Annotated in this window: 26 protein-coding genes and 2 tRNA genes; 18 read left to right on the top strand and 10 right to left on the bottom strand. The window is 67.0% G+C overall.

All coding sequences use genetic code 11. The features are described from left to right. The first annotated feature begins 173 nt into the window (after positions 1-173). From M8A51_RS14685 to M8A51_RS14675, 3 genes are all read left to right on the top strand, one after another. The gene (locus M8A51_RS14685; RefSeq protein WP_251779214.1) at positions 174-2,057 is read left to right on the top strand and encodes an ATP-binding protein; all 1,884 of its coding nucleotides are present in this window, start codon (positions 174-176) and stop codon (positions 2,055-2,057) included. Next, positions 2,054-3,400, top strand: coding sequence for a sigma-54-dependent transcriptional regulator (locus M8A51_RS14680; RefSeq protein ID WP_251779213.1), 1,347 nt, complete (start codon positions 2,054-2,056; stop codon positions 3,398-3,400). The genes M8A51_RS14685 and M8A51_RS14680 overlap by 4 nt, the downstream gene beginning before the upstream one ends. Before the next feature lie 100 nt (positions 3,401-3,500). Further along, on the top strand, positions 3,501-4,379 hold the full coding sequence (locus tag M8A51_RS14675; RefSeq protein ID WP_368408555.1) for a class I SAM-dependent methyltransferase: 879 nt from the start codon (positions 3,501-3,503) through the stop codon (positions 4,377-4,379). Between the two features lie 41 nt (positions 4,380-4,420). Here the strand turns inward: M8A51_RS14675 and M8A51_RS14670 are convergent, their stop codons facing one another. Then, positions 4,421-5,314, bottom strand: a complete 894-nt coding sequence (locus M8A51_RS14670; RefSeq protein ID WP_251779340.1) for a LysR substrate-binding domain-containing protein — start codon at positions 5,312-5,314, stop codon at positions 4,421-4,423. A 103-nt stretch (positions 5,315-5,417) separates the two neighbouring features. On the opposite strand from M8A51_RS14670, the gene M8A51_RS14665 reads away from it, so the two are divergent. The 5 genes from M8A51_RS14665 to miaB all read left to right on the top strand — a co-directional run bounded on the left by M8A51_RS14665 (position 5,418) and on the right by miaB (position 9,247). Continuing rightward, positions 5,418-6,389, top strand: coding sequence for a tripartite tricarboxylate transporter substrate binding protein BugE (locus M8A51_RS14665; protein ID WP_251779211.1), 972 nt, complete (start codon positions 5,418-5,420; stop codon positions 6,387-6,389). After that, positions 6,386-7,246 carry an N-formylglutamate amidohydrolase gene (locus M8A51_RS14660; protein WP_251779210.1) on the top strand — a complete coding sequence of 287 codons (861 nt, stop codon included), beginning with the start codon at positions 6,386-6,388 and terminating at the stop codon, positions 7,244-7,246. Before M8A51_RS14665 ends, M8A51_RS14660 begins: the two co-directional genes overlap by 4 nt. A gap of 63 nt (positions 7,247-7,309) precedes the next feature. Next, a tRNA-Met gene (locus M8A51_RS14655) sits at positions 7,310-7,386 on the top strand. Positions 7,387-7,497: 111 nt separating this feature from the next. Beyond that, positions 7,498-7,887, top strand: coding sequence for a hypothetical protein (locus tag M8A51_RS14650; RefSeq protein ID WP_251779209.1), 390 nt, complete (start codon positions 7,498-7,500; stop codon positions 7,885-7,887). Positions 7,888-7,897: 10 nt separating this feature from the next. Continuing rightward, positions 7,898-9,247 (top strand): tRNA (N6-isopentenyl adenosine(37)-C2)-methylthiotransferase MiaB, encoded by a 1,350-nt coding sequence (gene miaB / locus M8A51_RS14645; protein ID WP_251779208.1) that lies wholly within the window; start codon positions 7,898-7,900, stop codon positions 9,245-9,247. A 3-nt stretch (positions 9,248-9,250) separates the two neighbouring features. Here the strand turns inward: miaB and M8A51_RS14640 are convergent, their stop codons facing one another. Together M8A51_RS14640 and M8A51_RS14635 are read right to left on the bottom strand one after the other, a co-directional pair. Beyond that, complete coding sequence (locus M8A51_RS14640; RefSeq protein WP_251779207.1) at positions 9,251-10,969, bottom strand: sensor domain-containing diguanylate cyclase; 1,719 nt, start codon at positions 10,967-10,969, stop codon at positions 9,251-9,253. Further along, positions 10,962-11,246: a hypothetical protein gene (locus tag M8A51_RS14635; protein WP_251779206.1), complete on the bottom strand. Its 285-nt coding sequence runs from the start codon at positions 11,244-11,246 to the stop codon at positions 10,962-10,964. Before M8A51_RS14635 ends, M8A51_RS14640 begins: the two co-directional genes overlap by 8 nt. 88 nt (positions 11,247-11,334) lie before the next feature. Between M8A51_RS14635 and hemA the strand changes: the two genes are divergently transcribed. The 6 genes from hemA to M8A51_RS14605 all read left to right on the top strand — a co-directional run bounded on the left by hemA (position 11,335) and on the right by M8A51_RS14605 (position 16,578). Beyond that, positions 11,335-12,615: a glutamyl-tRNA reductase gene (gene hemA / locus M8A51_RS14630; RefSeq protein WP_251779205.1), complete on the top strand. Its 1,281-nt coding sequence runs from the start codon at positions 11,335-11,337 to the stop codon at positions 12,613-12,615. A 70-nt stretch (positions 12,616-12,685) separates the two neighbouring features. After that, positions 12,686-13,783 (top strand): peptide chain release factor 1, encoded by a 1,098-nt coding sequence (gene prfA, locus M8A51_RS14625; protein ID WP_251779204.1) that lies wholly within the window; start codon positions 12,686-12,688, stop codon positions 13,781-13,783. Between the two features lie 43 nt (positions 13,784-13,826). Beyond that, positions 13,827-14,687, top strand: coding sequence for a peptide chain release factor N(5)-glutamine methyltransferase (gene prmC / locus M8A51_RS14620; RefSeq protein ID WP_251779203.1), 861 nt, complete (start codon positions 13,827-13,829; stop codon positions 14,685-14,687). 196 nt (positions 14,688-14,883) lie between these two features. After that, complete coding sequence (locus M8A51_RS14615; protein ID WP_251779202.1) at positions 14,884-15,555, top strand: hypothetical protein; 672 nt, start codon at positions 14,884-14,886, stop codon at positions 15,553-15,555. Positions 15,556-15,685: 130 nt separating this feature from the next. Further along, positions 15,686-16,006: a Grx4 family monothiol glutaredoxin gene (gene grxD / locus M8A51_RS14610; protein WP_251779201.1), complete on the top strand. Its 321-nt coding sequence runs from the start codon at positions 15,686-15,688 to the stop codon at positions 16,004-16,006. An 11-nt stretch (positions 16,007-16,017) separates the two neighbouring features. After that, on the top strand, positions 16,018-16,578 hold the full coding sequence (locus tag M8A51_RS14605) for a UbiX family flavin prenyltransferase (protein ID WP_251779200.1): 561 nt from the start codon (positions 16,018-16,020) through the stop codon (positions 16,576-16,578). Here the strand turns inward: M8A51_RS14605 and M8A51_RS14600 are convergent, their stop codons facing one another. After that, a complete protein-coding gene (locus M8A51_RS14600) occupies positions 16,579-17,205 on the bottom strand; it encodes a lytic transglycosylase domain-containing protein (protein WP_251779199.1) in 627 nt (208 codons plus the stop codon). After that, positions 17,202-18,947: a proline--tRNA ligase gene (locus M8A51_RS14595; RefSeq protein ID WP_251779198.1), complete on the bottom strand. Its 1,746-nt coding sequence runs from the start codon at positions 18,945-18,947 to the stop codon at positions 17,202-17,204. The genes M8A51_RS14600 and M8A51_RS14595 overlap by 4 nt, the downstream gene beginning before the upstream one ends. Positions 18,948-19,059: 112 nt before the next feature. Here M8A51_RS14595 and M8A51_RS14590 point away from each other — a divergent pair, with 112 nt between their 5' ends. Further along, entirely contained in the window at positions 19,060-19,653 is a 594-nt protein-coding gene (locus tag M8A51_RS14590) for an RNA pyrophosphohydrolase (RefSeq protein ID WP_251779197.1), read from the top strand. A gap of 200 nt (positions 19,654-19,853) precedes the next feature. On the opposite strand, the gene proB is transcribed toward M8A51_RS14590, so the two are convergent. The 5 genes from proB to rplU form a co-directional block, all read right to left on the bottom strand. Then, a complete protein-coding gene (gene proB / locus M8A51_RS14585) occupies positions 19,854-20,972 on the bottom strand; it encodes a glutamate 5-kinase (RefSeq protein WP_251779196.1) in 1,119 nt (372 codons plus the stop codon). Between the two features lie 32 nt (positions 20,973-21,004). Then, on the bottom strand, positions 21,005-22,102 hold the full coding sequence (gene cgtA / locus M8A51_RS14580; RefSeq protein WP_251779195.1) for an Obg family GTPase CgtA: 1,098 nt from the start codon (positions 22,100-22,102) through the stop codon (positions 21,005-21,007). Further along, positions 22,099-22,293 carry a LiaI-LiaF-like domain-containing protein gene (locus tag M8A51_RS14575; RefSeq protein ID WP_251779194.1) on the bottom strand — a complete coding sequence of 65 codons (195 nt, stop codon included), beginning with the start codon at positions 22,291-22,293 and terminating at the stop codon, positions 22,099-22,101. The genes cgtA and M8A51_RS14575 overlap by 4 nt, the downstream gene beginning before the upstream one ends. 127 nt (positions 22,294-22,420) lie before the next feature. Continuing rightward, on the bottom strand, positions 22,421-22,678 hold the full coding sequence (gene rpmA, locus M8A51_RS14570; RefSeq protein WP_251779193.1) for a 50S ribosomal protein L27: 258 nt from the start codon (positions 22,676-22,678) through the stop codon (positions 22,421-22,423). 35 nt (positions 22,679-22,713) lie between these two features. After that, the gene (gene rplU / locus M8A51_RS14565; RefSeq protein WP_251779192.1) at positions 22,714-23,025 is read right to left on the bottom strand and encodes a 50S ribosomal protein L21; all 312 of its coding nucleotides are present in this window, start codon (positions 23,023-23,025) and stop codon (positions 22,714-22,716) included. Positions 23,026-23,315: 290 nt separating this feature from the next. Here rplU and ispB point away from each other — a divergent pair, with 290 nt between their 5' ends. The 3 genes from ispB (at position 23,316) to pilB (ending at position 26,282) form a co-directional block, all read left to right on the top strand. Beyond that, on the top strand, positions 23,316-24,245 hold the full coding sequence (gene ispB, locus M8A51_RS14560; protein ID WP_251779339.1) for an octaprenyl diphosphate synthase: 930 nt from the start codon (positions 23,316-23,318) through the stop codon (positions 24,243-24,245). 63 nt (positions 24,246-24,308) lie between these two features. Then, a tRNA-Pro gene (locus M8A51_RS14555) sits at positions 24,309-24,385 on the top strand. Between the two features lie 175 nt (positions 24,386-24,560). Further along, positions 24,561-26,282 (top strand): type IV-A pilus assembly ATPase PilB, encoded by a 1,722-nt coding sequence (gene pilB, locus M8A51_RS14550; RefSeq protein WP_251779191.1) that lies wholly within the window; start codon positions 24,561-24,563, stop codon positions 26,280-26,282. Positions 26,283-26,322: the final 40 nt, after the last annotated feature.

Here is a 26,322-nt window from a genome sequence, read left to right as displayed (position 1 = left end):
GCTCGCCGCGGCGATGCGGATCTGCCGATTGGGCCGCTGCGGCGTCCGACAACCCGCATCGCAGCGCCTGGCTCCGTTGCGGGTATCACGTACGCGCCCGCGGCGGGTTTTGCCGACACTGCCGCTGACAAGCCGCGCACGTCGCGCGCCAGACCACGAGGAGCAGACCGCAGGTGCACGGCATCACCACGGCCGTCGGCCGCATCCTGGACCGCGCCGCGCCGAAACGGCCGCTGGAGCCCCTGAAATGGGGGGTCGCGGCGGCGCTCGCCTGCCTGCTGCTGGGCTTGCTGGTGCATCAGGCCGTGTTCTCGTCGCAACTCGACGAGCAGCGGCGAGCCGCCACCAGGCGGCTCGAGTCCTATGCCCTGAGCCTGCAAGCCCTGCTCGATCGCAACGAGGCGCTGCCCGCGCTGCTCGCGCTCGAACCGCGGTTGGGCCTGCTGCTCGATGAGCGCGCCCCTGCCGCGCGCGATACGGCCAACCGTTACCTGCAGGACGTGGCGGCTGCGGCCAAGGTCAGCGCCGCTTACCTGATGAATGCCGAGGGCCTGACGGTGGCCGCCAGCAATTGGGACCAGGCCATCAGCTTCGTCGGCCAGAACTACCGCTTCCGGCCCTACTTCCAGCAGGCGGTCGTCGGCAAGTTCGGACGCTTCTACGGCGTAGGCGTCACGACCGGCGAGCCCGGCTATTTTCTGACGTCGCGGCTGCGCACGCCGGCGGGCCGGCTCGGCGTGGCCGCGGTCAAGCTCAACCTCGACCCCTTCGAAGACGCCATGGAGCAAAGCGGCGAGCCCTTGCTGTTGTCGGACCGTGATGGCGTGGTGTTTCTCTCCGCCGTGCCGCACTGGAAGTACCGGGTGCTCGCGCCGCTGTCGCACGCCACCCGTGCGCGCATCGAGCAGGCAAGACAGTACGGCGGGCTGCCGCTGCCGCCGTTGCGCGAAGGCCTCGCGCTCGGCGCCGGCGGCAGCGAGGCCCGGTTGCTGCACGAAGGCGCCGAACGCAATTTCTCGATCGTCACCCAACCGGTGGGCCAGCTCGGGTGGCGCATGATGCTGCTGGTCGACCAGGGCGATGCACACCGGGCGGCACTGGTTTCCGGCTCGGCAGCCGCCCTCGCCGCGGCGGTGCTGTTCGGCATTGCGATGCATCTGCGCCTGAACCGGCAACGTCACGAGGAGCGCGTGGCCGCCGAAGCACGGCTGCGCGATGTGCACCAGCAGCTCGAACACCGCATCGCCGAACGCACCGCCGCCCTGACGACTGCCAACCTGTCGCTCGAACAGAAGGTCGCCGAACTCGAACGCACCGAGGCCATCCTGCGCCAGACGCGCGACAGCGCCGTACAGGCGGGCAAGCTCGCCGTGCTGGGGCAGATGTCAGCCGGCATGAGCCATGAACTGAACCAGCCGCTCGCGGCGCTGCACACGCTGTCGGACAACGCGATCCAGCTGCTCGCGCAGCAGCGCGTCGATGAAACGCGCGAGAACCTCGCGCTCATCAGCCAGTTGGCCGCCCGCATGGGCCGCATCGTCAGGCAGCTGAAGAGCTTTGCACGCAAGGGGCCGGCCCACCTGGAGCCGGTGAACGTCGCCGACGCGGTCGACCAGGCGTTGCTGATCGTCGAGCCGCGCCGCAGCGAAGCCGATGCGACGATCGACGTCGAGCCGCCGCAACCGCCGTTGCGCGTGCGGGCCGACGCGACGCGCCTCGTGCAGGTGCTGGTGAACCTGATCCGCAACGGGCTCGACGAAGTCGCGACGCTCGACGATCGCCGGCTGTCGATCCGTGCACAGGCGCAAGGCGATCGCATCGCCATTCGCATACGCGACTCGGGCCCGGGATTGTCTGCGCAAGTGCTGCCGCATCTGTTCGAGCCCTTCTACACCACCAAACCGGTGGGCCAGGGCCTGGGCCTGGGTCTCGCGCTGTCGCACGCCATCGTGCAGGGCCTGGGCGGCAGGCTCGAAGGCCGCAACCCGGACGGCGGCGGCGCCGAGTTCACCGTGACGCTCGACGCCGCCCCCCTCCCCAAGGACGATCGCGCATGAAACCCCTGGTGTTCCTCATCGAAGACGACCCCATCGTGCGGCGCGGCTGCGAGCAGGCTCTGTCGCTGGCGGATATCGCGGTGACCGCCTACCCCGATGCCGAGTCGGCCCTGGAGGCGCTCGGCTACGAGTCGCCCTGTGCGGTCGTCACCGATGTGAAGCTGCCGCGGCGCGACGGCTTGCAACTGCTGCGCGAGGTGCAACAGCGCGACCGCGACCTGCCGGTGATCCTGGTCACCGGGCACGGCGACGTGTCGATGGCGGTCGATGCGATGCGTCACGGGGCCTACGACTTCATCGAGAAGCCGTTCGCATCCGATCGCTTGGTCGAGGTCGTGCGGCGCGCGGTCGACCGTCGGCAACTGGTGCTGGAGAACCGGGAACTGCGCGAACGGCTGCCCGAGCACGGCCTGCACGCGCTGCTCGGCCAGTCGCCCGCGATGCAACAGGTGCGCAAGCTCGTCGCTGCGCTGGCGCCAACGGCGGTCGACCTGCTCGTGCAGGGCGAGACGGGTGCCGGCAAGGAAGTGCTCGCCCGCGCGATCCATGCCGCGAGCGGGCGGCGCGGGCCCTTCGTCGCGCTGAACTGCGCCGCGCTGCCAGAAAGCGTGGTCGAGAGCGAGCTGTTCGGCCACGAAGCCGGCGCTTTCACCGGGGCGGTCAAGCGGCGCATCGGCAAGATCGAACACGCCGACGGCGGCACCCTGTTCCTCGACGAGATCGAGTCGATGCCGCCGGCGATGCAGCTGAAGCTGCTGCGCGTGCTGCAGGAGCGCGAGATCGAGCGGCTCGGCAGCAACGAGAGCATCGCGGTCGACTGCCGCGTGATCGCCGCGACCAAGACCGACCTCAAGACGCTGTCCGACCAGGGGCGCTTCCGCGCCGACCTGTACTACCGGCTCAACGTCGTCTCGATCGACATCCCGCCGCTGCGCAAGCGCCCCGGCGATGTGCCGCTGCTGATGGCGCATTTCATCAAGGAGGCCGCCACGCGCTACCGCGTGCCGCCGCCCGTGTGGACGCTGCAGGACATGGGTCGCTGGCAGCAATACGACTGGCCCGGCAACGTGCGCGAACTGAAGAACGTGGCCGAGCGCGTGTGCCTCGGCGTCGACGACGGGCTGGGCCCGAAGGACGAGCCCGCAGGTTCGCTCGCCTGCCGCGTGGAAGCGGCCGAGCGCGCGATGATCAAGGAAGCGCTGCGCGAGGCCGACGGCAACGTCGCACGCGCGGCGGAACTGCTGCTGACGCCGAAGAAGACGCTCTACGACAAGCTGGGCCGACTCGGCATCCGGGCGGCCGACTACGCTGGCGCGACTGTCCCTCCGGCGTCGACGACCTGACCGCTCACGTCGTCGCGGTTTCTACGCATCGTGGTCTTGCGTATGGCACCCGCGCACGACGCATCCCACACTGCTCGACGGCACAGCCGAAAGGCGGCGAATGCCGGTCAGCAAGAAGGAGGGACAAGCGATGGAACAGGGGCATCCGAGCCAGACGGCTCACCGGGTCGCAAAGCACCGCGCGATGCATCAACTGCTGGACACGCCGAGGGTGTTCGACGACCCGGTGGCGCTGCGCATACTGGGCCCGCGGCAACGCGACGCACTGCGGCGCGAGGCGTGTCGCGGTGACGGCCCGCTGGCGCGCGGGCTGCGCGCGGGCATGGTGGCGCGCAGCCGCATCGCCGAAGACGCATTGCGTGACGCCATCGGGCGCGGCATACGCCAATACGTCGTGCTGGGAGCCGGTCTCGACACTTTCGCCTATCGCAACCCCTACCCTGCCTCGGCGCTGCAGGTGTTCGAAGTCGATCATCCGTCGACACAGGCATGGAAGCGCCGCCTGCTCCGCGACGCGCAGATCCCGCTGCCGGCGACGCTGCGCTTCGTCCCGGTCGACTTCGAGACGCAAACCCTGGCCGAGCGCCTGCGCGAGGGCGGCTACCGCAGCGACGAACCGGCGTTCTTTTCATGGCTGGGCGTCACGATGTACCTGCGACGCGAGTCGCTCCTGTCGACACTGGGTTTCATTGCATCGACGCCCGGCAACTCGGTGGTGTTGGATCACGTGCTCGCCCCCTCGGTGCTGGGGCCGCTCGACCGGCTCTCACTCAAGCTCATCGCCTGGCGTTGTGCGAGGCTGGGCGAGCCATGGCTCTCCTGCCTCGAGCCACACGCCTTGCAGCGCGACCTCGAATCGCTGGGATTTCGCAGCGTAGAGCAGCTGCAAGCTGAGGACATCAACGCGCTCCTGTTCGACGGCGGGCGCGGCAAGCTGAAATTCCGCCGCATCGCACAGCTCGTGAAGGCGCAGGCCTGAGGGATCGGCGGGGCGTTCGGCGTGTCTCAGCCGGCGCACCGTCAGTGCCGCCCCGCCTGTTCCAGCAGCCACTCGCGCCACGCCGCCAGGGCCGGCGCATCGCGCTGCGCTGCCGGGTAGCACAGGTGGTAGCCACGCTCGATCTCGACCGACCGTCCGCAGGCAATGGCAACACGCCCGCTGGCCAGTTCCTCCTCGATCAGGCAGCGCTGCACCACGGCACACCCCAGCCCTGCGATCACCGCCTGCACCAGCATCGACACCTGGTCGAAATGTGCAGCCGGCTGCGGCTGGGCATCCCCACACCCCTGCGCCTCGAACCAGCGGCGCCAGTTGTCGGGATAGTGGACATGAAACAGCAGCGGCCGCGACAGCAAGCCCTGTGCGTCCAGCGGGGGTGACGCAGGACGCACATCGCCCGGGCTGCAGATCGGCACCAGCTCGCGGCCGACCAGGTAGTCGGACCGGATGCCCCGCGGCCAGCGACCGTCCCCACTGCGTATCCAGGCATCGGCTTCGGCCGCGTCCAGCGGGTCGTCGCGCCGATACGGAACGAAGGACAACGCCACCTCCGGATGCAGCGCGTGGAAATCGGGCAGTCGAGGGATCAGCCACTTGCTGAACAACGACGGCGTGACCGAGAGCCGCAGCGCACGCCGCCTGCCATTCGTCTGCAGGGCCTGGGCCGACGACTCCAGTTGCTCCAGTGCGCCGGCCACGCTTTGCAGGTAAGTCTGGCCAACCGGCGTCAGCTCGCTGCGGCGGCCGCGCCGGGTGACCAGCGTCTGGCCCAGATGTGCTTCCAGCCGCGCGATGGCCCGGCTGACCGCACCCTGCGTAACGCACAAGCTCTCGGCGGCCAACGAAAAGCTGCCCGTCTTGGCCAGCGCGGCGAAGGCATGGAGTTCGGGCAGGGAGGGCGAGCGGATACGCACGATCGAAATATGACAGAAAGTCATATTTCGGTGAACGTTTGTCGCTTATCACCAGCGACGCTCCTCCCGAGAATCGGTCCACCTTCTCCCGTGGAGTCATCCCATGACGTCTCGCCGCTCCCTGTCGATCCTCCTCGCCACGGCGCTGTTTGCGCCATCACTGGCCTGGGCTCAGACCTACCCCGAGCGCCCGGTCAAGCTGGTCGTGCCCTTCGCTCCCGGTGGCTCGACCGACATGGTGGCCCGCCTGCTGGCCGACCAGATGGGGCCCTTCCTGGGCCAGGCCGTCGTGGTCGAGAACAAGGGCGGCAGCGGCGGCGCGCTCGGTGCCGACGCCATCGCGAAAGCCAAGCCCGACGGCTACACCATCGGCATGGCGACCGTCAGCACCCACGGCTCCAATCCGGCCATCTACGCCCGACTGCCCTACGACCCGATCAAGGACTTTCAGCCGATCACCAACGTGATGTCAGTGCCCAGCGTGTTCGTGGTGCACCCCGGCGTGCCAGCCCGGACCATGCCCGAGTTCATCGCGCTGGCCAAGGCCGCCCCCGGCAAGTACACGTTTGCCTCGCCTGGCAACGGCTCGCTGGGCCACGCCAACATCGAGAACTTCATGGAGCTGGCGGGCATCCAGCTGCTGCACGTGCCGTACAAGGGCGCCGGACAGGCCATGAACGATGCACTGGCCGGCACCGTCGACGCGATGACCGACAACCTGCCGTCTTCCCTGCCCCATATCAAGAACGGCAAGATGCGCGCGCTGGCAGTGCTGTCGCCCGAACGCAGCCCGGTGCTGCCCGACGTGCCGACTTACCGCGAGCTCGGCTTTCCCGAGATGTCCGAAGGCGGCTGGTTCGGGCTCGTCGCGCCGGCCGGCACGCCGCCGGCCATCGTCGCCAGGCTGCATGACGCGGCCCACAAGGCCATGGCCACCTCCGCGTTCAGACAGCAGGCCGCCTCGATCTCGGGCGTGCACATGGCCAACTCGCCGGCAGAGTTCGGCCAGCAGATCCGTGCAGCGATTGCACGTTACAAGCGCATCGCGGCCCAAGCCAACATCCGCATCGAATGACGCCATCCCTTCACGCTGCGGTGGCGGTGACGCCACCGCGCGGCAAGCCCCTGCCGATCGTCTGCGACTCGCCGCACAGCGGCACGGAATACCCGGCCGACTTCCGGCACGCCTTGCCCCGCCTCCTGCTGCGCCAGGGCGAGGACACGCATGTGGCCGAGCTGTGGGCCGGCGCGCCTGCGCACGGCGCCACCCTGATCGCTGCCCGGTTCCCGCGCACCTACATCGACCCCAACCGGTCGCTGTCCGATCTCGACCCGGAGCTGCTCGACACCCCCTGGCCGACGCCGCTGAACCCCGGCGAGAAGTCGCACCTCGGGCTCGGGCTGGTCTGGCGCACGCTCGACCGTCAACCGATCTACGACCGGCGGCTCGGTGTGGAGGAAGTGCAACGACGCATCGAGCACTGCTGGAAGCCGTATCACGAGCAACTGCAGTTGGCGATCGATGCCAGCGTCGAGACCTTCGGCCGCGTGTGGCACCTCAACCTGCACTCGATGCCAAACAACGCCTACGAGCGCCTGGGCCGCCTCCCGCCCGCCCCGCTGGCCGACTTCGTCCTCGGTGATCGGGACGGCACCACCTGCGACCCCGCATTCGTCGCCCTCGTGGCCGGCACGCTGCGCGGGTTCGGCTACAGCGTGGCCGTCAACGAGCCCTACAAGGGCGTCGAACTTATCGCACGCATCGGCCGGCCGGCGCAAGGCCGCCACAGCCTGCAGATCGAGATCCGGCGCCCGCTCTACATGGACGAAGCCACCCGCGAACCGAACGCCGGCTTCATGTCGGTGCAAGCGCACCTGGATCAACTGCTGGCCGTGATTGCCGACCACGTCGGCTGCACCCTCGGCGCCTGATGCACGCCCCCCGGCGATGCACTTGCCAAGGCCGGTCAAACCACCCTAAAATGGCGGGCTCTTGGCGCTTTAGCTCAGTTGGTTAGAGCGACGGAATCATAATCCGCAGGTCCGGGGTTCGAGTCCCTGAAGCGCCACCAGACAAAAAAAGGGGGCTGATCGAACGATCAGCTCCCTTTTGCATTCAGGCAGGCTGGGGCTCAACGTACACTGCTTCACTGCCTTTTATCAACAGCCACTGGATCTACACCATGTCCCGCTGTGCCCTGCTCGGTGCCGCTCTGGCCGCCGCTCTTTCCGTGCCCTGCATTGCACAGGCGCAACAGGTCCAACGCAACTTCCCGCAGAACGCGCTGCGCGGCGAGCTCGTCGTGATGCAGCCGCCGGAGATCGCGCTCAACGGTCGCGCCGCGCGCCTGGCGCCCGGCTCGCGCATCCGCGGGCAGAACAACATGCTGGTGATGTCGGGCGCTATCGTCGGCACCAAGCTGGTCGTCAACTACACGGTCGACGACCTCGGCCTGGTGAAGGACGTCTGGGTATTGCGCGAGGAAGAGGCCCGCAAGGTCTGGCCGAAGACGCCGGAAGAAGCCGCACGCTGGGCCTTCGACCCGGCCGCCCAGGTCTGGGTGAAGCGCTGAGGACCGGGCCATGAGCAAGAAGGTCTACATCAAGACGTTCGGCTGCCAGATGAACGAGTACGACTCGGACAAGATGGCCGACGTGCTGGGCGCCGCCCAGGGCTATGAACCGACGCAGGATCCGGAACAGGCGGACCTGATCCTCTTCAACACCTGCTCGGTGCGCGAAAAGGCGCAGGAGAAGGTGTTCAGCGACCTGGGGCGCTTCAAGCACCTGAAGCACAAGGGCGTGAAGATCGGTGTCGGCGGCTGCGTGGCCAGCCAGGAAGGCGCCGCGATCATCGAGCGCGCGCCGTATGTCGACGTGGTGTTCGGTCCGCAGACGCTGCACCGGCTGCCCGAGATGCTGAACCGGCGCGAGCAGCTCGGCCGCCCGCAGGTCGACATCAGCTTCCCCGAGATCGAAAAATTCGACCACCTGCCGCCAGCCAAGGTCGAGGGCGCAAGCGCCTTCGTCTCGATCATGGAAGGCTGCTCGAAGTACTGCAGCTACTGCGTGGTGCCCTACACCCGCGGCGAGGAAGTCTCGCGCCCGTTCGAGGACGTGCTGGTCGAGGTGGCGGGCCTGGCCGACCAGGGCGTCAAGGAAGTGACGCTGCTGGGCCAGAACGTCAACGCCTATCGCGGCAAGATGGGCGACACCGCCGAGATCGCCGACTTCGCGCTGCTGATCGAGTACATCGCCGAGATGCCGGGCATCGAGCGCATCCGCTACACCACCAGCCACCCGAACGAGTTCACGCAGCGGCTGATCGACGTCTACGCGAAGGTGCCACAACTGGTGAGCCACCTGCACCTGCCAGTGCAGCACGGCAGCGACCGCATCCTGATGGCGATGAAGCGCGGCTACACGGCGCTCGAGTACAAGAGCACGATCCGCAAGCTGCGCGCCGTGCGTCCCGGCATCAGCCTGTCGAGCGACTTCATCGTCGGTTTCCCCGGCGAGACCGAAGACGACTTCGCCAAGATGATGAAGCTGATCGACGACGTCGGCTACGACAGCTCGTTCAGCTTCGTCTTCAGCCCGCGCCCCGGCACGCCGGCGGCCGCCCTGGAAGACACGACGCCGAAGGATGTCAAGCTCAAGCGGCTGCAACACCTGCAGGCCACGATAGAGACCAACGTGCGGCGCATCAGCGCGAGCCGCGTCGGCACGGTACAGCGCATCCTCGTCGAGGGACCGTCCAAGAAGGACCCCGGCGAGCTGATGGGCCGCACGGAGTGCAACCGCATCGTCAACTTCCCCGGCGGGCCGAACGCGGCACGCCTGCTCGGCCAGATGATCGATGTGACGATCACGCAGGCGCTGCCGCACTCGCTGCGCGGCGAGGTGGTCGTCAACGAGCGGGTGGCAGCCTGAGCGTCAGGTCAGTTCCCGCACCAGCAGCGCACTGCCCCGGCGGATCTGCCCCAGCAGCTGGTTGAGCCGGTCGACCAGCGCCACCGGGTCGCCCTTGAGGTGCCTGGGCACGTGGGCGATCGCCGCATGCCAGTGCAGCTGTTCCAGCTGCGGCAGTTCGGGGTGGTGCTGCAGGCCCAGTCCGAGGATGCGCTGCGCCATCGCGTGCGCCTCCTCGCGACTGTGCACCCGTTCGAGCACGACGGCGAAACCGTCGTCGTCGAGCCGCAATGGCACGTCTCCCGGGTTGCAGGCCTCGCGTATCACGCGGGCCCCGGCCTTCAACGCCGATTCCACTGCGGTCGCGCCATGCTCGCGCTTCAAGTCGTCGAGGTTGGCGATGCGCAGCATCACCAGCGAGCTTTTGCCTCCCAACCGCAACGCGCGAACGGCCATGGCCATCAGCAACGACGGCAGCTCGCTCGAATGCAGCAGGCCGGTCAGTCGGTCGCGCCGCGCACCGTCGCGTCGGAGGCCCGGGTCGCCGAGCACGTCGCGTGCGCTGAAATTCAACGCGTAGGTGATCAACGCGATCTCGAGGCCTGCACCGAGCAACATGGCATGGCTTGCCCAGTGTCCGGCGGCCAACCATCCCCGGACGTAGGCGATCTGCACCCCCACGCCGGCCGCGGCGGCCGCAAAACCTGCCACATACCAATGCATGTAGGGCAGGCGCACACCGCGCACGGCCCACAGCAGCCAGCCGACGCTCAGCACCACCAGCAGGTAGAACGCGTGCTGGACGCGCAGCACGTGGTCCTGCTGCGCCAGCTGAGGCCAAGCCACGTACAAGCCGGTCAGCAACACGCCGAAAGCCGCGACCGCGAGCGCCCAGTTGCTGGCGCGCGAGCCGCTGAGGGCCTTCGGCAGTGCCCGCCGCACGAACAACAGGCTGACGGCAGCCAGCAGGGTCCCCGCGATCAGGCGCGACGCCTGTGTCAATGCGGCATTGCCGCCGCTCAGGTAGACACGCGCATAGCCCATCTGGACCAGTTGGAACACTGCCATCGTCAGCACGTGCATGGCATACCACGCACTGACCGCATCACCGCGCAGCAGCACCTCGCCGGCCATGAAGGCCAGCGCCATCGTCACCACACCGAGGAACAGGCCGACCCACAAATGGTCGAGCGCCCGGTTCGACTGGTACGCCTCGCGCTGCCAGAGCAGCGGCATGAGGACGAATGGGTCGGCGTGGCTCAGCCGCAGGTAGGTTTCGGCCGGCTGCCCGCCGCTGCCCGGCCGGACCGGCAAGGCCACCTCCGGCGCACGCAATGGCCAGCGCTCGGGATGGACGTGGTCGCCGGCCTCCAGTTGCCGCCACGGCAACGACGAATCATCGCGCTGGTACAGCACGGCATGCCCCACCACGGTGCGCGGCAACTCGACCACGGCGGCTTCGCCGGCATGCCGCCAGCGCAGCCACACCGCAGCGGGTGCCGCTGCAAACTGCTGTTGCCGGGCCAGCGTGCGCCAGCCTTGTGTCGCCTGGGCCTGCGCCAGCGTCATTTCGCCGCCAGGGTCGACCCACACCTCGGCACGCCCGATCAGCGGCAGCGCCTCCTGCTGCGAAGGCGACAGCACCGGCGCAGGCTGGGCGCACGCCGGCAGCAGCACGAATGCGAGCAGCCAGCCGGTCAGCCCTCGCACCCAGAGCGCTGGGCGGCGCGGTGTTTCAGGCACGCGATCTCAGCCCGAAACCGGCCCACCAGAGCGCAGTCGCGGTCGCCGCCACCATGAACAGATAGGTCAGCACGCGGCCGTCGCGGCCGAAGAAGATCAGGCCCCCGACCAGTGCCAGCGCTGCACCGACACAGCCCCAGCCGACCAGGCGGCGCCAGCCGACCCCCTGGAGTGCACGACGCCAGGTCAGCTTGGCCAGTGCGGCGCTCAGCAGGCCGACGCCGACGGCAGGGGCGAAGAAATTCAGCAGGTGCCAGAAAGCGTCTAGGAGGCCCATCGGCGGCGCGCGAGGCGTAGTTGACTTGGATCAAGCCCATTGTTGAACACCAAGTGCTTGAAACTGCTTGAAATTTTATAATCGCTGCATGAGCGTGTTCGCCCTGGGTCTGAACCACACAACCGCCCCCGTCGACCTTCGGGGGCGTTTTGCGTTCACGCCCGAGCAACTGGGCCCCACGCTGCAGAACCTGCGCGAGCGCTTCAGCCTGCGGCCCGAGGCCGCCTTGATCTCCACTTGCAACCGCACCGAGCTGTACTGCGCCGCGCCGGCCGAACTGGTGCGCCCGGCGATGGCCTGGCTGGCCGGTGTCGGCGGCGTTTCGAGCAGCGAGCTGTCGCATCACGCCTATGTGCTCGAAAACGGCCAAGCCGCACGCCATGCGTTCCGCGTCGCCAGCGGACTCGATTCGATGGTGCTGGGCGAGCCGCAGATCCTCGGGCAAATGAAGCAGGCCGTGCGCGAAGCCGACGCAGCCGGTGCGCTGGGGACCACACTGCACCAGTTGTTCCAGCGCTCCTTTGCGGTCGCGAAGGAAGTGCGCACCTCGACCGAGATCGGCGCCCATTCGATCAGCATGGCGGCCGCCGCCGTGCGCCTGGCCGCGCAGCTGTTCGAGGACCTGCGCGACGTCAAGGTGCTGTTCGTCGGCGCCGGCGAGATGATCGAACTCGCCGCCACGCACTTCGCGGCCAAGGCGCCCAAGGCAATGGCCGTGGCCAATCGCACGCTGGAGCGCGGCGAAAAGCTCGCCACCCACTTCAGCGCCGAAGCAATGCGCCTGGCCGATCTGCCGGCGCGGTTGCCGGAGTTCGACGTCGTCGTTTCGTGCACCGCGAGCTCGGTGCCGATCATCGGCCTCGGTGCCGTCGAACGCGCACTGAAGGCGCGCAAGCACCGCCCGATGTTCATGGTCGACCTGGCCGTGCCGCGCGACATCGAGCCCGAAGTCGCTCAGCTCGACGACATCTACCTCTACACTGTCGACGACCTCTCCACCGTGGTGCAGACAGCCGGCGAAAAACGCCAGGCCGCGGTCGCACAGGCCGAGGCCATCATCGAGACCGGCGTGCAAAGCTTCGTGCACTGGCTCGACCAGCGCGCCACCGTGCCGCTGATCCAGGCACTCAACGCGCAGGCCGACGAATGGCGTGACGTCGAGATCGCGCGGGCGCGCAAAGCACTTGCCCGCGGTGAAGACATAGAGGCCGTGCTGGAAGCGCTGTCGCGCGGCCTGACACAGAAGATGCTGCACGGTGCGATGGCAGAACTGCACAGCGCCGACGCCGAGCACCGCCGGCAGCTGGCAGACACCGTTTCGCGCCTCTTCCTGCGCGGTGTCGCGCGCCCCACCTCCGGCCGCGGTTAGCGGGGCTGCCAGCCTCCGCCGCCGCACGGGCCGACGCCCGTGCGTGGATGCCACCTCCACCCACGAGCCGATGAAACCCTCCCTGCGCCTCCAACTCGACCGCTACCTGCAGCGCCTGCAGGATCTCGACGCCGTGCTGTCGGCGCCCGACGTGCTGAGCGACATCTCCCGCTTTCGCGGGCTCACGCGCGAGCATGCCGAGGTGGCGGCCGTGGCGCAGCGCTATGAGCGCTATCTGCAGCGCGAGAACGACATGGCCGGTGCGCGCGAGATGCTGGGCGACCCGGACATGGCCGAGATGGCGCGTGAAGAGATCGCGGCGGCCGAAGCCGACCTGCAGCGCCTGGAAGGCGAATTGCAGCGCGCCCTGCTGCCGAGGGACCCGGACGACACCCGCAACGCCTTCCTCGAGATCCGAGCCGGCACCGGCGGCGACGAGTCGGCGCTGTTCGCCGGCGATCTGTTGCGCATGTACCTGCGCTACGCCGAACGGCAGGGCTGGAAGACCGAGATGATGTCGGCCAACGAATCCGACCTGGGCGGCTACAAGGAAGCGGTGGTGCGACTCGAGGGCGACGACGTCTATGCCCGGCTGAAGTTCGAGTCCGGCGGCCATCGCGTGCAGCGCGTGCCGGCCACCGAGACACAGGGCCGCATCCACACCAGTGCCTGCACCGTCGCCGTGATGCCGGAGCCCGACGAGGCCGAAGAAGTGGCCATCAATCCCACCGAGCTGCGCATCGACACCTTCCGCGCCAGCGGCGCCGGCGGGCAGCATGTCAACAAGACCGAATCCGCGATCCGCATCACCCACCTGCCGACCGGCATCGTCGCCGAGTGCCAGGACGACCGCTCGCAACACCGCAACAAGGCCAAGGCGATGGCAGTGCTCGCCGCACGCCTGCGCGAGAAGGAGCGCAGCGAACGCCAGGCCAAGGAAGCGGCCACCCGCAAGAGCCTGATCGGCAGCGGTGACCGCAGCGACCGCATCCGCACCTACAACTTCCCACAGGGCCGGCTCACCGATCACCGCATCAACCTGACGCTGTACAAGCTGCAATCGGTGATGGACGGCGATCTCGACGATGTGGTTGGCGCGCTGCGCACCGCGCGCGAAGCCGAACAGCTGGCCGAACAGCTCGACGAGCTGGAACAGGGGCGCGCATGAACGCCCCGCTTGTCGGGTCCTTGTGCAGCGCCAGGGTGCCCCGATGAGCCTCGGGCTACCGGAAGACCCGAGCAACGTCGCGCAGGCTTGGCAGGCCGCCACCCGGCTGGGCCTTGAAAGGCTCGATGCCCAGGCGCTGCTGGCCCACGTGCTGGGGCTGCCACCCGAACGCGCACGCGCCTGGCTGCTGGCGCATGACACGGACCTGCTGTCCACCGAGCGGCTCACGCGCTACGCCGAGCTCGTGCAGCGGCGCTCGGCCGGCGAACCGTTGGCATATCTCGTCGGCGAGAAGGAGTTTTTCGGTCTGTGCCTCGCCGTCACGCCGGCGGTGCTCGTCCCGCGCCCCGACACCGAAACACTGGTCGAATGGGCCATCGAACTGCTGCAGGTGCTGCCGGCCCCGCGAGTCGTCGACCTCGGCACCGGCAGCGGTGCCATCGCGTTGAGCCTGAAGCACGCGCTGCCGCATGCCGACGTGAGCGCTGTCGATCTCAGTCCGGCGGCGCTGGCGGTCGCGCGCAGCAACGGCGAACGTCTCGGCCTGCCGGTGCGTTGGCTGCAGGGTTCATGGTTCGAGCCGCTCGATGCCGGAGCGCCGCCATGCTTCGATCTGATCGTCAGCAACCCGCCCTACATCGCCCAGAACGATCCCCATCTTGCTGCGCTGCAGCACGAGCCGCAGCTCGCACTGGGATCCGGCCCCGATGGTTTGGACGCACTGAGGCAGATCGTTGCCGGTGCGGCGGCTTACCTGCGGCCCGGCGGCTGGCTGTTGCTGGAACACGGGCATCAACAAGACGCCGACGTGCGCGGCCTGCTGCGTGCCGCCGGCTTCGACGCCGTCTCGACGCGGCTTGACCTGGCCGGCCGGCCGCGCTGTACCGGCGGCGACCTGACGTAGGCGGACGACCCGATCGGTCCACCACGGTTTCAGAAAGTTTCATCCACACCGCCTGCGCCTTCGGTCACGAACCGCGGTAACACCCCCTGATTTTGTGGTTGGCGGGGCCGCACAGCAGGTCTAGCATGAGTTCGTCGTCGAGCGAAGACGGACACTGCCGGCAGGTCGGCGGCACCCTTCGCGAAGGAGCGAGACCATGAAGACGCCCCGCATTGCCTCCGGTGTTCTTGTCTCCGCCCTGCTGGCGCTCGCCGCCGCGCCGGCCGCCGCGGACGGCGTGTTGCAGTTCCGCGTCGACGGGCCCGAATTGCTTGTCAGCTACGCGCTGCCGCTGGGCCACGACACCGAATTCGGCCTCGACAGGGTGCGCCTGCGGCTTGGCGGGTTGAGGGTCTTCGAAAGCGACCTCGGCGGCAACATGCGGTCGGGCCTCGGCGACTGGTCCCTGTTGGGCGACTACTACTTCGGCAAGCAGCGACGGTTCCGCGCCACCGGTGGTGTGCTGCGCGGCGAACGACCGCGCGACGAAACCCTGGAGGTGGGCCTCGGCCGCGAGCCCGCCGGCTGGGCCTCGTCCGGCATGCACAACCGCCCGACACTGCAACTCGATGCGCGCTCCCAGGCGCTGCCCTACATCGGCATGGGTTACAGCGAGCCGACCTTCAAGGGCAGCAACTGGAACTTCTTCGCCGACGTCGGCATGGTGATGCTGAAGCCGAGGTCGAGCGTCAAACTGGGCGCAGCCTCCGGCGGCAGTTGGCTCAACCACGACCCGGCCCGCCGGGACGGCGAGCTGGACCTGCCGCGCTCACTGGGCGACTGGCGGCTGTCGCCGGTGATCCAGTTCGGCCTCAGCTACGCATTCTGAGCGCTGCGGGCCGGCCGGCGCCCAGCCCGCGCGCCCCGGCTCGGCGGGGACATGCGATCCGTCAAGGGCAGCGGGGCGGCTTTTGCTCTATAAAGTCGAACTACCTCTCTCCCTGCGACAGATCCACACCATGAGCGACGTTCAACTACGCATCGACGACCTCGTCAAGAACAATCGGGTGGTGCTTTTCATGAAGGGCACCGCGCAATTCCCGATGTGCGGCTTCTCGGGCCGCGCCGTGCAAATCCTCAAGGCCTGCGGCGCCACCGATCTGAAGACCGTCAATGTGCTCGAGGACGAAGCCGTCCGCCAGGGCATCAAGGAATACGCCAACTGGCCGACCATCCCGCAGCTGTATGTCAACGGCGAGTTCGTCGGCGGGTCGGACATCATGATGGAGATGTACGAATCGGGTGAGCTGCAGCAGGTGCTCGGCGCCAGCAACGGCTGAGCCCGCTTCGCATGCAGCGCCTCGTCGTCGGTATCACGGGCGCCACCGGGGCGGTCTATGGCGTGCGGCTGCTGCAGCGCCTGCGCGACGCCGGCGTGCAGACCCACCTGGTCGCCACGCCGGCCGGCGTGCTCAACGTGCACCATGAGCTGGGGCTCGATCGTCGCGAGCTGGAAGCCCTGGCCGACGTCGCCTACAACCCGTCCGACGTGGGCGCGGCGATCGCCAGCGGCAGCTTCGCATGCGACGGCATGCTGGTCGCCCCGTGCTCGATGAAGACACTGGCGGCCGTCGCCCATGGCCTCGGCGACAACCTGCTGACGCGCGCTGCCGACGTCGCACTGAAGGAGCGTCGCCGCCTGCTGCTGATGGTGCGCGAGACGCCGTTCAACCTGGCGCACCTGCGCAACATGACGGCAGTCACCGAGATGGGGGGCATCGTGTTCCCCCCCCTGCCGGCCTTCTATCACCGCCCGGACACCATCGCCCAACTGGTCGACGAGACGGTCGAACGCGCGCTGGCCTTGGTGGGCGTTGCACAGGCGCACCCACGCCCCTGGAACGGCCTGTAGCTATCCCTCGAATTCCCAACGCTTGCGCGCCCCGAACACCGCGTTCGGATACTCGGCTCGGCCCCGGCTGCCGTTGTAGCGCCCGAGTGCGAGGAACAAGTCGCCCTTCTCGATGTCGAGGTAGTGACGCAGGATCACGCAGCCGAAGCGCAGGTTGGTCTGCATGTGGAACAGCTTGCCGATATCCGAGTCACCGATCAGCCGGCTCCAGAACGGCATCACCTGCATGTAGCCGCGCGCACCGACGCGGCTGATCGCGTACTTGCGAAAACCGCTCTCGACCTGGATCAGCCCGAGCACCAACGAGGTTTCCAGGCCGGCGCGGCGGCTTTCGTACCACACCGTTTCCAGGAACTCGAGCCGCGTCTGTGCGTCGGGCTTGCGTTTCTTCAACCGCTCGCTCATTGCGCCGAGCCAGCGCAGGTATTTCAGCCGGTCTTCGATGTCGGTGAAGCTCGGCCTAGGCGGCGCGGTATTGGCGATCGCCGCCGACAGCGCGGTGCGCACTGCGTTCGCGAGCGGCTCCTCGACCTGCCCGCCCGCGCGGGCGGTGGGCGCCAGGCCGAACGTCAACAGCCCCGCAGCACCAGCGGCGAACCGGCGGCGCGAGAGACCGCTGCATCTCATGCCGACAGCTTCTCCCGCAGGAAGCCGAACACCTCGGCCTCGGCCACCGGGGTCGCCTCGGCGTCGCGCCGGCCCTGGTATTCGACCTTGCCGTCCTTCAGGCCGCGATCGGAGATCACGACACGATGCGGCACACCGATGAGCTCCCAGTCGGCGAACATCGCGCCCGGGCGCTCGCCGCGATCGTCGAGCACCGTGTCGATGCCTGCCTCGGCAAGTTGCTCGTGCAGCCGGTCGGCCGCAGCCTTCACGTCGGCCGAGCGGTCGTAGCCGATCGGGCACACGACCACCGTGAACGGCGCGATCGCCGCCGGCCAGACGATGCCGCGCTCGTCATGGTTCTGCTCGATCGCCGCGCCCAGGATGCGGGTGACGCCGATGCCGTAGCAGCCCATGACCATCAGTTGCGGCTTGCCGGCCTCGTCGAGGTAGGTCGCATTCATGTCTTTCGAGTAGCGTGTGCCCAGCAGGAAGACATGGCCGACCTCGATGCCGCGCTGAATTGCCAGCACGCCCTTGCCGTCCGGCGAGGGATCGCCGGCGACCACATTGCGGATGTCAGCCACGACATCCGGCAGCGGCAGATCGCGGCCCCAGTTGACACCTGTGTAGTGGAAGTCCGCGTCGTTGGCGCCGCAGACGAAGTCGCTCATGTTCGCCACGGTGCGGTCGGCGACGATCTTCACCGGCTTCTTCAAGCCGATCGGCCCCAGATAGCCCGGCTTGCAGCCGAAGTGGTCCTCGATCTCGGCGCCGGTCGCAAAGCGAAAGCCCGCCTTCAGCCCTTCGAGCTTGCCGGTCTTGACCTCGTTCAGATCGTGGTCGCCGCGCACCAGCAGCAGCCACACGATGGTCTTGACGACATCGCCCGCTTCGTTTTTCTCGTCGCTCGCAAGCACGAGCGACTTAACCGTCCGCGCCAAAGGCAGTTGCAGCAGGTCGGCCACGTCACGGCACGTGCTCTTGCCCGGCGTCGGCGTCTTGGCCAGCGGCAGCGAAGGCGCCGCCCGCTGCGCGATCAGCGGCACCGCTTCGGCCAGCTCGATGTTGGCCGCGTAGTCGGACTGCTCGCAGTAGATGATGGCGTCCTCTCCGGTGTCCGCGATCACCTGGAACTCGTGCGAGGCCTGGCCGCCGATGGCACCGGTGTCAGCCGCCACAGCGCGAAAGCGCAGCCCCATGCGCTCGAAGATGCGCACATAAGCGGCATACATTGCGTCGTAGCTCTTGTGGGCCGATTCGAAATCGCGGTCGAAGGAATACGCGTCCTTCATCGTGAACTCGCGCCCGCGCATGACGCCGAAGCGCGGCCGCCGCTCGTCGCGAAACTTGGTCTGGATGTGATAGAAGTTCTTCGGCAACTGGCGGTAGCTGCGCAGTTCCTGCCTGGCGATGTCGGTGACGACTTCTTCGGACGTGGGCTGGATCGCGAAGTCACGCTCGTGCCGGTCCTTCACGCGCAGCAGCTCGGGCCCCATCTTGTCCCAGCGGCCGGTTTCCTGCCACAGCTCGGCTGGCTGCACCACCGGCATCAGCAACTCGATCGCACCGGCGCGGTTCATCTCCTCACGGATGATGTTCTCGACCTTGCGGATCACTCTCAGGCCCATCGGCATGTAGCTGTAGATGCCGGCACCGAGGCGCTTGATGAAACCCGCACGCATCATCAGCTTGTGGCTCACGATCTCTGCGTCTGCAGGCGCTTCCTTGAGGGTGGAGATGAAGAACTGGGAGGCTTTCATGGACAACGGCCACGCCCGGCTTGGGGCCAGGGAGGATCTGGGCTTTAGGAGGGGTTGAAACCGCACCGACCAGTGCAATAATGGTTTCAATTGACGAAATCGAGGTTCGATTATGCTCGACAGGGAAGGCTTCCGGCCCAACGTCGGCATCATCCTGCTCAACCAGAAGAATCAGGTTTTCTGGGGCAAGCGCATCCGCACGCACTCTTGGCAGTTCCCCCAGGGGGGCATCAAACACGGAGAAAGTCCCGAGCAGGCGATGTTCCGTGAGCTGCACGAAGAAGTGGGCCTGAGGCCCGAACACGTGCGCATCATCGCCCGGACCCGAGACTGGCTGCGCTACGAGGTGCCCGAACACTACATCCGCCGCGACGCACGTGGGCACTACAAGGGCCAGAAACAGATCTGGTTCCTGCTGCAACTGACCGGCCGCGACTCCGACATGAATCTGCGCGCCACCGACCATCCCGAGTTCGACGCCTGGCGCTGGAACGAGTATTGGGTGCCGCTGGACGTCGTGATCGAGTTCAAGCGCGACGTCTACCAGATGGCTCTCACCGAACTGGCGCGCTTCCTGCCCCGGGTGAGCCATCACAACCGCTACCTGCGCGGCGGCGCCCGCCCCCATCATCGCGACGACCCGCGGGAAGAGCCGGCCCACAACGCCGCCGTCCCAGCCCCCGAAAGCGACGCCCCGACCGAGTAACGGGCAACGCCATGCGAGGCGTGACGCGGTCGTGTTCGTTCGAATGACGCCACGGATCCGGTCGTGCCGGTCCGCCGGCGTCGCCCGCTTGGATAACCGAGCCGGACCTGGGCGGCCCCGGCAGACAGTCCATGCCTGGCGCAGGGCCGGACGTCCCCTCTGGCATGGCCTGCCAGGCCGGCGAAACCGGGCGGACGGGTCTACATTCCGACGAGATTGTCCCGATGGATCATTTCTGGTTCGCCGGTGAAACCCAGCAGGCGCTCGAACTCGCTGGACGGCTTGCGGGCAATGAGCCTCGCCTCGCTGCTGGAATAGTTGGCCAGGCCCCGCGCCACCTCGAGCCCCACCGAAGATCGCACCGCGATCACGTCACCACGCGCGAATTCCCCGATCACCTGCACCATGCCAATCGGCAGCAGGCTCTTGCCTTCGTCGCGCAGTTTTACAACCGCACCGTCATCGATGACCACCGCGCCACGCAACTGCAGGTGATCGGCCATCCACTGCTTGCGCGCCGCCAGCTTGGGCGTCGACGCATACAGCAGCGTGCCGATCGCCTCGCCGGCGACCAGTCGCACCAGCACGTCCGGCTCACGCCCCCAGGCGATCACGGTCGACGCACCGCTGCCTGCCGCTCGTTTGGCCGCGAGTATCTTGGTGATCATGCCGCCCTTGCCGATGCTCGAGCCGGCGCCGCCTGCCATGCGTTCAAGCTCGGGCTGCCCCGCTTCCGCCTCGTGTATGAAGACGGCGGCCGGGTCCTTGCGCGGGTCGGCCGAATACAAGCCCTTCTGGTCGGTCAGAATCACCAGCGCATCCGCCTCCACCAGATTGGCGACCAGCGCGCCTAGCGTGTCGTTGTCACCGAACTTGATCTCGTCGGTGACCACGGTGTCGTTCTCGTTGATGACCGGCACGACCTTCATCCGCAGCAGCGTCAGCAGCGTCGAGCGTGCATTCAGATAGCGCTCGCGATCGGCCAGGTCGGCGTGAGTCAGCAGCACCTGGGCGCTGCCCAGGCCCTGCTCGCGCAGCTTGCTCTCATAGATCTGCGCCAGCCCCATCTGGCCGACAGCGGCAGCAGCCTGCAGTTCGTGCAACTCCTTCGGCCGCACGGCCCACCCCAGGCGCTTCATGCCCTCGGCAATCGCTCCGCTGGAGACCATCACGACTTCGCGGCCCTGCGCTGCCAGTGCCGCAAGCTGGGCGCTCCACTGACCGATGGCCTGCGCATCCACGCCGCGACCTTCGTTGGTCACGAGGCTGGAGCCGACTTTCACGACGATCCGTCGTGCGTTCTTGAGCACGTCACTCATGAAGGGACCCGATTCGAAAGCGAGAAAGGGAGTCAGCGAAAGCGTGGATCGTCGTCGGCCGCAGCGGTGTCGGGCGGCGGCGCCTCGAAACGCACGTCCGTCTCCTGCGGCACCGGCTCCCGCGTCGCTTCGATGTGTCGATAGATCGCCTGGATCAGCGGCTCGCAGCCCTCGCGCGTGAGTGCCGAGATCTGGAACACCGGCCCCTTCCACCTGAAGCGCTTGACGAAATCCTTTACCCGCTTCTCGCGCTCTTCGGTCGGCACCATGTCGAGCTTGTTCAGCACCAGCCAGCGCGGCTTCTCGTAGAGCGCGGGGTCGTACTTCTTGAGCTCGGCAACGATGGCCCTGGCCTGCTCGACAGGATCGACGCCCTCGTCGAAGGGCGCGACGTCGACCAGGTGCAGCAGCAACCGCGTGCGCTGCAGGTGACGCAGGAACTGATGGCCCAGCCCGGCCCCCTCGGCAGCGCCTTCGATCAGCCCCGGCACGTCGGCCACGACAAAGCTCTGCTCCTGCGCCACCCGCACGACGCCGAGATTGGGATGCAGCGTCGTGAACGGATAGTCGGCGATCTTCGGTCGTGCGTTCGAGATCGCGGCGATCAGCGTCGACTTGCCGGCGTTGGGCATCCCGAGCAGGCCGACATCCGCAAGCACGCGCAATTCCAGCTTCAGCTTGCGCTGCTCGCCGGGCCAGCCCGGCGTCTTCTGACGCGGCGCACGGTTGGTACTCGACTTGTAGTGCAGGTTGCCGAAACCGCCGTCACCGCCCTTCGCGAGCAGGATGCGTTCACCCGGCATCAACAACTCGGCAATCACTTCCCCGGTGTCGACGTCGGTGATGATGGTGCCGACCGGCACACGCAGCACGATGTCGTCCGCCGCGGCACCGAACTGGTCCGACCCGCGGCCATGCTCGCCATTGCGCGCCTCGTGACGCCTCGCGTAGCGGTAGTCGATCAGCGTGTTCAGGTTGATGTCGGCCTCAGCGAACACATGCCCGCCGCGGCCACCGTCACCACCGTTCGGGCCGCCGAAGGGAATGAACTTCTCACGCCGAAAGCTCACGCAGCCGCTGCCGCCGTTGCCGGCGGCGACGTCGATGTAAGCCTCGTCTACAAATTTCATGATTGCCTGTCCGGCCCGGGGGCCGTGTGCTTGCCGGAATTCGAACTTCGGTTCGCGATGATCGACCACACGCCGGCGACGATCAGGATCAGCGGCCACCACACCGACAGCCACTGCCAGCTGAGCCAGCCCAGGTTGTGGGCCAGCAGCGCCAGGCCGATGGCGATCAGCAGCAAGCCGCTCTTGTTCATCAGTGGATCTCTCGTCGCAGGTAGTCCGAAGATGGTACTTCAGGCTGCGAGCGCCAGGCTCCGTCCGCAAACGACGAAGCCCCGGCGGGGCCGGGGCTTCCGAGGGCGGCCATGCGCCTGCGCGTCGTCAGACCGGCGTGACGATCACGACCTTGCGGTTCTGCGAGCCCTTCACGTCGAAGGACACCTGGCCGTCGACCAGCGCAAACAGGGTGTGGTCGCGGCCGGTGCCGACATTGGTGCCGGCATGGAAGCGGGTGCCGCGCTGGCGCACGATGATCGAACCGGCCGGGACGACCTGGCCGCCGAACACCTTCACGCCCAGCATCTTCGGTTGAGAGTCGCGGCCGTTCCGGGTGGAACCGCCGCCTTTTTTCTGTGCCATGGTTGATTAACTCCTTGAACTGTGCCCGGCGACGATCAGGCGCTCACGGCGCTGATCTGAAGCTCGGTGTAGGTCTGGCGATGACCCTGGTGCTTCTGGTAATGCTTGCGACGGCGCATCTTGAAGATGCGCACCTTGTCGTGCTTGCCATGCGCCACCACCGTGGCCTTGACGCTAGCACCGGCAACCAAGGGCGTGCCCACCTGCAGTTCGGCACCGTTACCCACGGCGAGAACCTGGTCGATCACGATCTCTTGGCCAACTTCCGCAGCAATCTGTTCTATCTTGATCTTTTCGCCAGCAGCAACCTTGTACTGTTTGCCACCGGTTTTTATGACCGCGTACATATCAGCCCCTTACAGGCCCACAGGCCTGGATTCAACACGACAGGCCTAGCTGGCCTGAACTTTCATCGGACAAAAGGAAACCCGGCCTTTTGGACCGAGCCGGCGATTGTAGCACGCGACCACCAGCCTGCAGCACCAGGCGGTCGGGAGCGTCTCACGCCTGTCCGCGGGGGCCGGACCGCTCCCTATAATTCCGCGATTCCGCTACAAGGCCTCTCGTGTCGCCCGCCTCCTCTTCTGCTCTCGGCTCCAAGAATCCCGCCAGCGCACTGGCGATCGTCGCCCACGAGATGGCAGAGGTCGATGCCCTGATCCGTGAGCGGCTGGCATCCGAGGTGGTCCTGATCAACCAGATCTCGCACTACATCGTCAACGCGGGCGGCAAACGCATCCGGCCCATGCTGGTGCTGCTGGTGGCCAACGCACTCGGCTTCACGGGGCGCGAGCGGCACGAACTGGCGGCAGTGGTCGAATTCATCCATACCGCCACACTGCTGCACGACGACGTGGTCGACGAGTCGCAACTGCGGCGCGGACGGGAAACGGCCAACGCGCTGTTCGGCAACGCCGCCAGTGTGCTGGTCGGCGACTTCCTCTATTCGCGCGCCTTCCAGATGATGGTGTCGGTCGACCGCATGCGCGTGCTGGAAGTGCTCGCCGATGCCACCAACGTGATCGCCGAAGGCGAGGTCCTGCAGCTGCTGAACATGCACGATCCGGACATCGACGTGCCCGCCTACCTCAAGGTCATCCGCTACAAGACAGCAAAACTGTTCGAGGCAAGCGCGCAACTCGGCGCCGTGCTGGCCGGCGCACCGCCGTCCGTCGAAGAAGCCTGCGCCGACTACGGCCGCTCGCTCGGCACGGCCTTCCAGTTGATCGACGACGTGTTGGACTACGAAGGCTCGACCGCAGAATTGGGCAAGAATGTCGGCGACGACTTGCGCGAAGGCAAACCGACGCTGCCTCTGCTGCTGGCAATGAACCGCGGCACGCCGGAGCAGCGCCTGCTCATCCGTGCAGCGATCGAGCACGGAGAAGTCGAGCGGCTGCCGGAGATCATACGCATCGTCTCGCAGACCGGTGCGCTGGAAGCCACCCGTGAGGCGGCGCGCGCAGAGGCGCAACGGGCTCGGCAGGCACTCGATGCATTGCCCTCTTCGCCTTATCGCGAAGCTCTGCTAGAATTATGCGTTCGCTCGATCGACCGCTCGTCATGAGACTGGTCAGAGCGGGGCAGCGGCAGGTTCTTTGATCGAGCCGTCCGCTGCCGGACACAACCACGGGGTGTAGCTTAGCCTGGTAGAGCGCTACGTTCGGGACGTAGAGGCCGGAGGTTCGAATCCTCTCACCCCGACCAGATCTTTTTTCTCGCCGTGCTCGATTTGCCGCCAAGCTGCGGTTTTTGCACGGTCTTCCCTGGTTCGGCAGGTTTACAGTGCCCAGTGAATCAGCGATGATTCGCCGGCTTTTGGTGCCTGAACAAGGCGGATTTTGAGCAGTTTTGCTCGCCTTGCCCCGAGATTCCCCGATCCATGGACACACTGGCTGAGGCCCCGAACCCGACCCTGTCCGGCGTTGCGCGGGTGCTGGTGAATGCCGGCAAGCTGAACCCCAAGACTGCCGAGGATTTGGCGAAGCAGGCCAAGGAAAAGCGGACCAGTTTCATTGCCGCCGTGATTGCTGCGGGCGCAGTGTCTTCGATCGACCTGGCGCATGCGCTGTCCAGCGCCTTCTCGCTGCCGCTGATGGACCTGACTGCCGTCGATGCGCAGCGCTTGCCCAAAGGGTTGCTGGAAGCCAAGCTGACCGCGCAATATCAGGTGGTGGTGCTCGGCAAGCGCGGCAGCCGGTTGTTCGTCGGCGGCGCCGATCCGACCGACCAGGAAGCCCTCGAGCGCATCAAGTTCGCGACGCAACTGACACCCGAGTGGGTGGTCGTCGAGCACGACAAGCTGACAAAGCTGTTGGAAGCCAGCGGCGCATCGGCCAGCGAAGCGCTCGAGAACATCGTCGGCGGCGAATTCGAGTTCGACGTCTCCGAGGAAGACACGACCACACAGCAGGAGTCTGCGGACGTCGCGACCGACGTCGAGGACGCCCCTGTCGTGCGTTTCCTGCAGAAGATGCTGATCGACGCGATCAACATGCGCGCGTCCGACCTGCACTTCGAGCCGTATGAATTGAGCTATCGCGTGCGCTTCCGCGTCGACGGTGAACTGCGCGAGATCACGCAGCCGCCGATCGCGATCAAGGACAAGCTGGCGTCCCGGATCAAGGTCATCTCGCGGCTGGACATCGCCGAAAAGCGCGTGCCGCAGGACGGCCGCATGAAGCTGAAGTTTGGCAACCGACCGATCGACTTTCGTGTCAGCACGCTGCCCACGCTGTTCGGCGAAAAGATCGTCATCCGTATCCTCGACCCATCCAGCGCGAAGCTGGGCATCGATGCACTGGGCTACGAGAAGGACGAGAAGGATCGCCTGATGAAGGCAATCCAGCGCCCCTACGGCATGATCCTCGTCACCGGGCCGACCGGCAGCGGCAAGACCGTGTCGCTGTACACCTGCCTGAACCTGCTGAACCAGCCGGGCGTGAACATCTCGACCGTCGAAGACCCGGCAGAAATCAACCTGCCGGGCATCAACCAGGTCAACGTCAACGACAAGGCGGGCCTGACCTTTTCCGCCGCGCTGAAGGCCTTTCTGCGCCAGGACCCGGACGTGATCATGGTCGGCGAGATCCGCGACCTGGAGACGGCCGACATCGCGATCAAGGCCGCGCAGACCGGCCACATGGTGATGTCGACGCTGCACACCAACGATGCGCCGACCACGTTGACGCGTCTGCGCAACATGGGTGTGGCGCCATTCAACATCGCGTCGAGCGTGATCCTGATCACGGCCCAGCGCCTGGCGCGCCGGCTGTGCGAGAACTGCAAGACGCCGGCCACCTATCCTCGCGAGGCGATGCTGAGAGCGGGTTTCAAGGAAGCCGATGTCGATGGCACGTGGAAGCCGTATCGGGCGGTAGGCTGCACAAGTTGCAACAATGGGTATAAAGGTCGTGTCGGTCTTTACCAAGTGATGCCCATTTCCGACGACATCCAACGCATCATCCTGGCGGATGGAAGCGCGATGGACATCGCCGCCCAGGCTCATAAAGAGGGCGTGCGTGACCTGCGCCAGGCCGGCTTGGCCAAGGTCAAGCTGGGCGTGACGACGCTGGAAGAAGTGATTTCGGTCACGAACGAATAGACACGAGAGACACCGACGGTTGGGGACGGTGAGCCCCGGA

It is taken from the genome of Caldimonas mangrovi (assembly GCF_023721835.1).
In the GTDB taxonomy this organism is placed as follows: Bacteria; Pseudomonadota; Gammaproteobacteria; order Burkholderiales; family Burkholderiaceae_C; genus Caldimonas; species Caldimonas mangrovi.
The sequence above is the reverse complement of the archived record's forward strand: the minus strand, read 5'-3'. Positions and strand labels throughout refer to the sequence as shown.

Bases quoted from the DNA above. Each gene is read 5' to 3' on its own strand.
- M8A51_RS14680 (WP_251779213.1), top strand. From the start codon at position 2,054: ATGAAACCCCTGGTGTTCCTCATCGAAGACGACCCCATCGTGCGGCGC.
- M8A51_RS14675 (WP_368408555.1), top strand. From the start codon at position 3,501: ATGCCGGTCAGCAAGAAGGAGGGACAAGCGATGGAACAGGGGCATCCG.
- M8A51_RS14665 (WP_251779211.1), top strand. From the start codon at position 5,418: ATGACGTCTCGCCGCTCCCTGTCGATCCTCCTCGCCACGGCGCTGTTT.
- M8A51_RS14660 (WP_251779210.1), top strand. From the start codon at position 6,386: ATGACGCCATCCCTTCACGCTGCGGTGGCGGTGACGCCACCGCGCGGC.
- M8A51_RS14650 (WP_251779209.1), top strand. From the start codon at position 7,498: ATGTCCCGCTGTGCCCTGCTCGGTGCCGCTCTGGCCGCCGCTCTTTCC.
- miaB (WP_251779208.1), top strand. From the start codon at position 7,898: ATGAGCAAGAAGGTCTACATCAAGACGTTCGGCTGCCAGATGAACGAG.
- M8A51_RS14635 (WP_251779206.1), bottom strand. From the start codon at position 11,246: ATGGGCCTCCTAGACGCTTTCTGGCACCTGCTGAATTTCTTCGCCCCT.
- hemA (WP_251779205.1), top strand. From the start codon at position 11,335: ATGAGCGTGTTCGCCCTGGGTCTGAACCACACAACCGCCCCCGTCGAC.
- prfA (WP_251779204.1), top strand. From the start codon at position 12,686: ATGAAACCCTCCCTGCGCCTCCAACTCGACCGCTACCTGCAGCGCCTG.
- prmC (WP_251779203.1), top strand. From the start codon at position 13,827: ATGAGCCTCGGGCTACCGGAAGACCCGAGCAACGTCGCGCAGGCTTGG.
- M8A51_RS14615 (WP_251779202.1), top strand. From the start codon at position 14,884: ATGAAGACGCCCCGCATTGCCTCCGGTGTTCTTGTCTCCGCCCTGCTG.
- grxD (WP_251779201.1), top strand. From the start codon at position 15,686: ATGAGCGACGTTCAACTACGCATCGACGACCTCGTCAAGAACAATCGG.
- M8A51_RS14605 (WP_251779200.1), top strand. From the start codon at position 16,018: ATGCAGCGCCTCGTCGTCGGTATCACGGGCGCCACCGGGGCGGTCTAT.
- M8A51_RS14600 (WP_251779199.1), bottom strand. From the start codon at position 17,205: ATGAGATGCAGCGGTCTCTCGCGCCGCCGGTTCGCCGCTGGTGCTGCG.
- M8A51_RS14595 (WP_251779198.1), bottom strand. From the start codon at position 18,947: ATGAAAGCCTCCCAGTTCTTCATCTCCACCCTCAAGGAAGCGCCTGCA.
- M8A51_RS14590 (WP_251779197.1), top strand. From the start codon at position 19,060: ATGCTCGACAGGGAAGGCTTCCGGCCCAACGTCGGCATCATCCTGCTC.
- proB (WP_251779196.1), bottom strand. From the start codon at position 20,972: ATGAGTGACGTGCTCAAGAACGCACGACGGATCGTCGTGAAAGTCGGC.
- cgtA (WP_251779195.1), bottom strand. From the start codon at position 22,102: ATGAAATTTGTAGACGAGGCTTACATCGACGTCGCCGCCGGCAACGGC.
- M8A51_RS14575 (WP_251779194.1), bottom strand. From the start codon at position 22,293: ATGAACAAGAGCGGCTTGCTGCTGATCGCCATCGGCCTGGCGCTGCTG.
- rpmA (WP_251779193.1), bottom strand. From the start codon at position 22,678: ATGGCACAGAAAAAAGGCGGCGGTTCCACCCGGAACGGCCGCGACTCT.
- rplU (WP_251779192.1), bottom strand. From the start codon at position 23,025: ATGTACGCGGTCATAAAAACCGGTGGCAAACAGTACAAGGTTGCTGCT.
- ispB (WP_251779339.1), top strand. From the start codon at position 23,316: ATGGCAGAGGTCGATGCCCTGATCCGTGAGCGGCTGGCATCCGAGGTG.
- pilB (WP_251779191.1), top strand. From the start codon at position 24,561: ATGGACACACTGGCTGAGGCCCCGAACCCGACCCTGTCCGGCGTTGCG.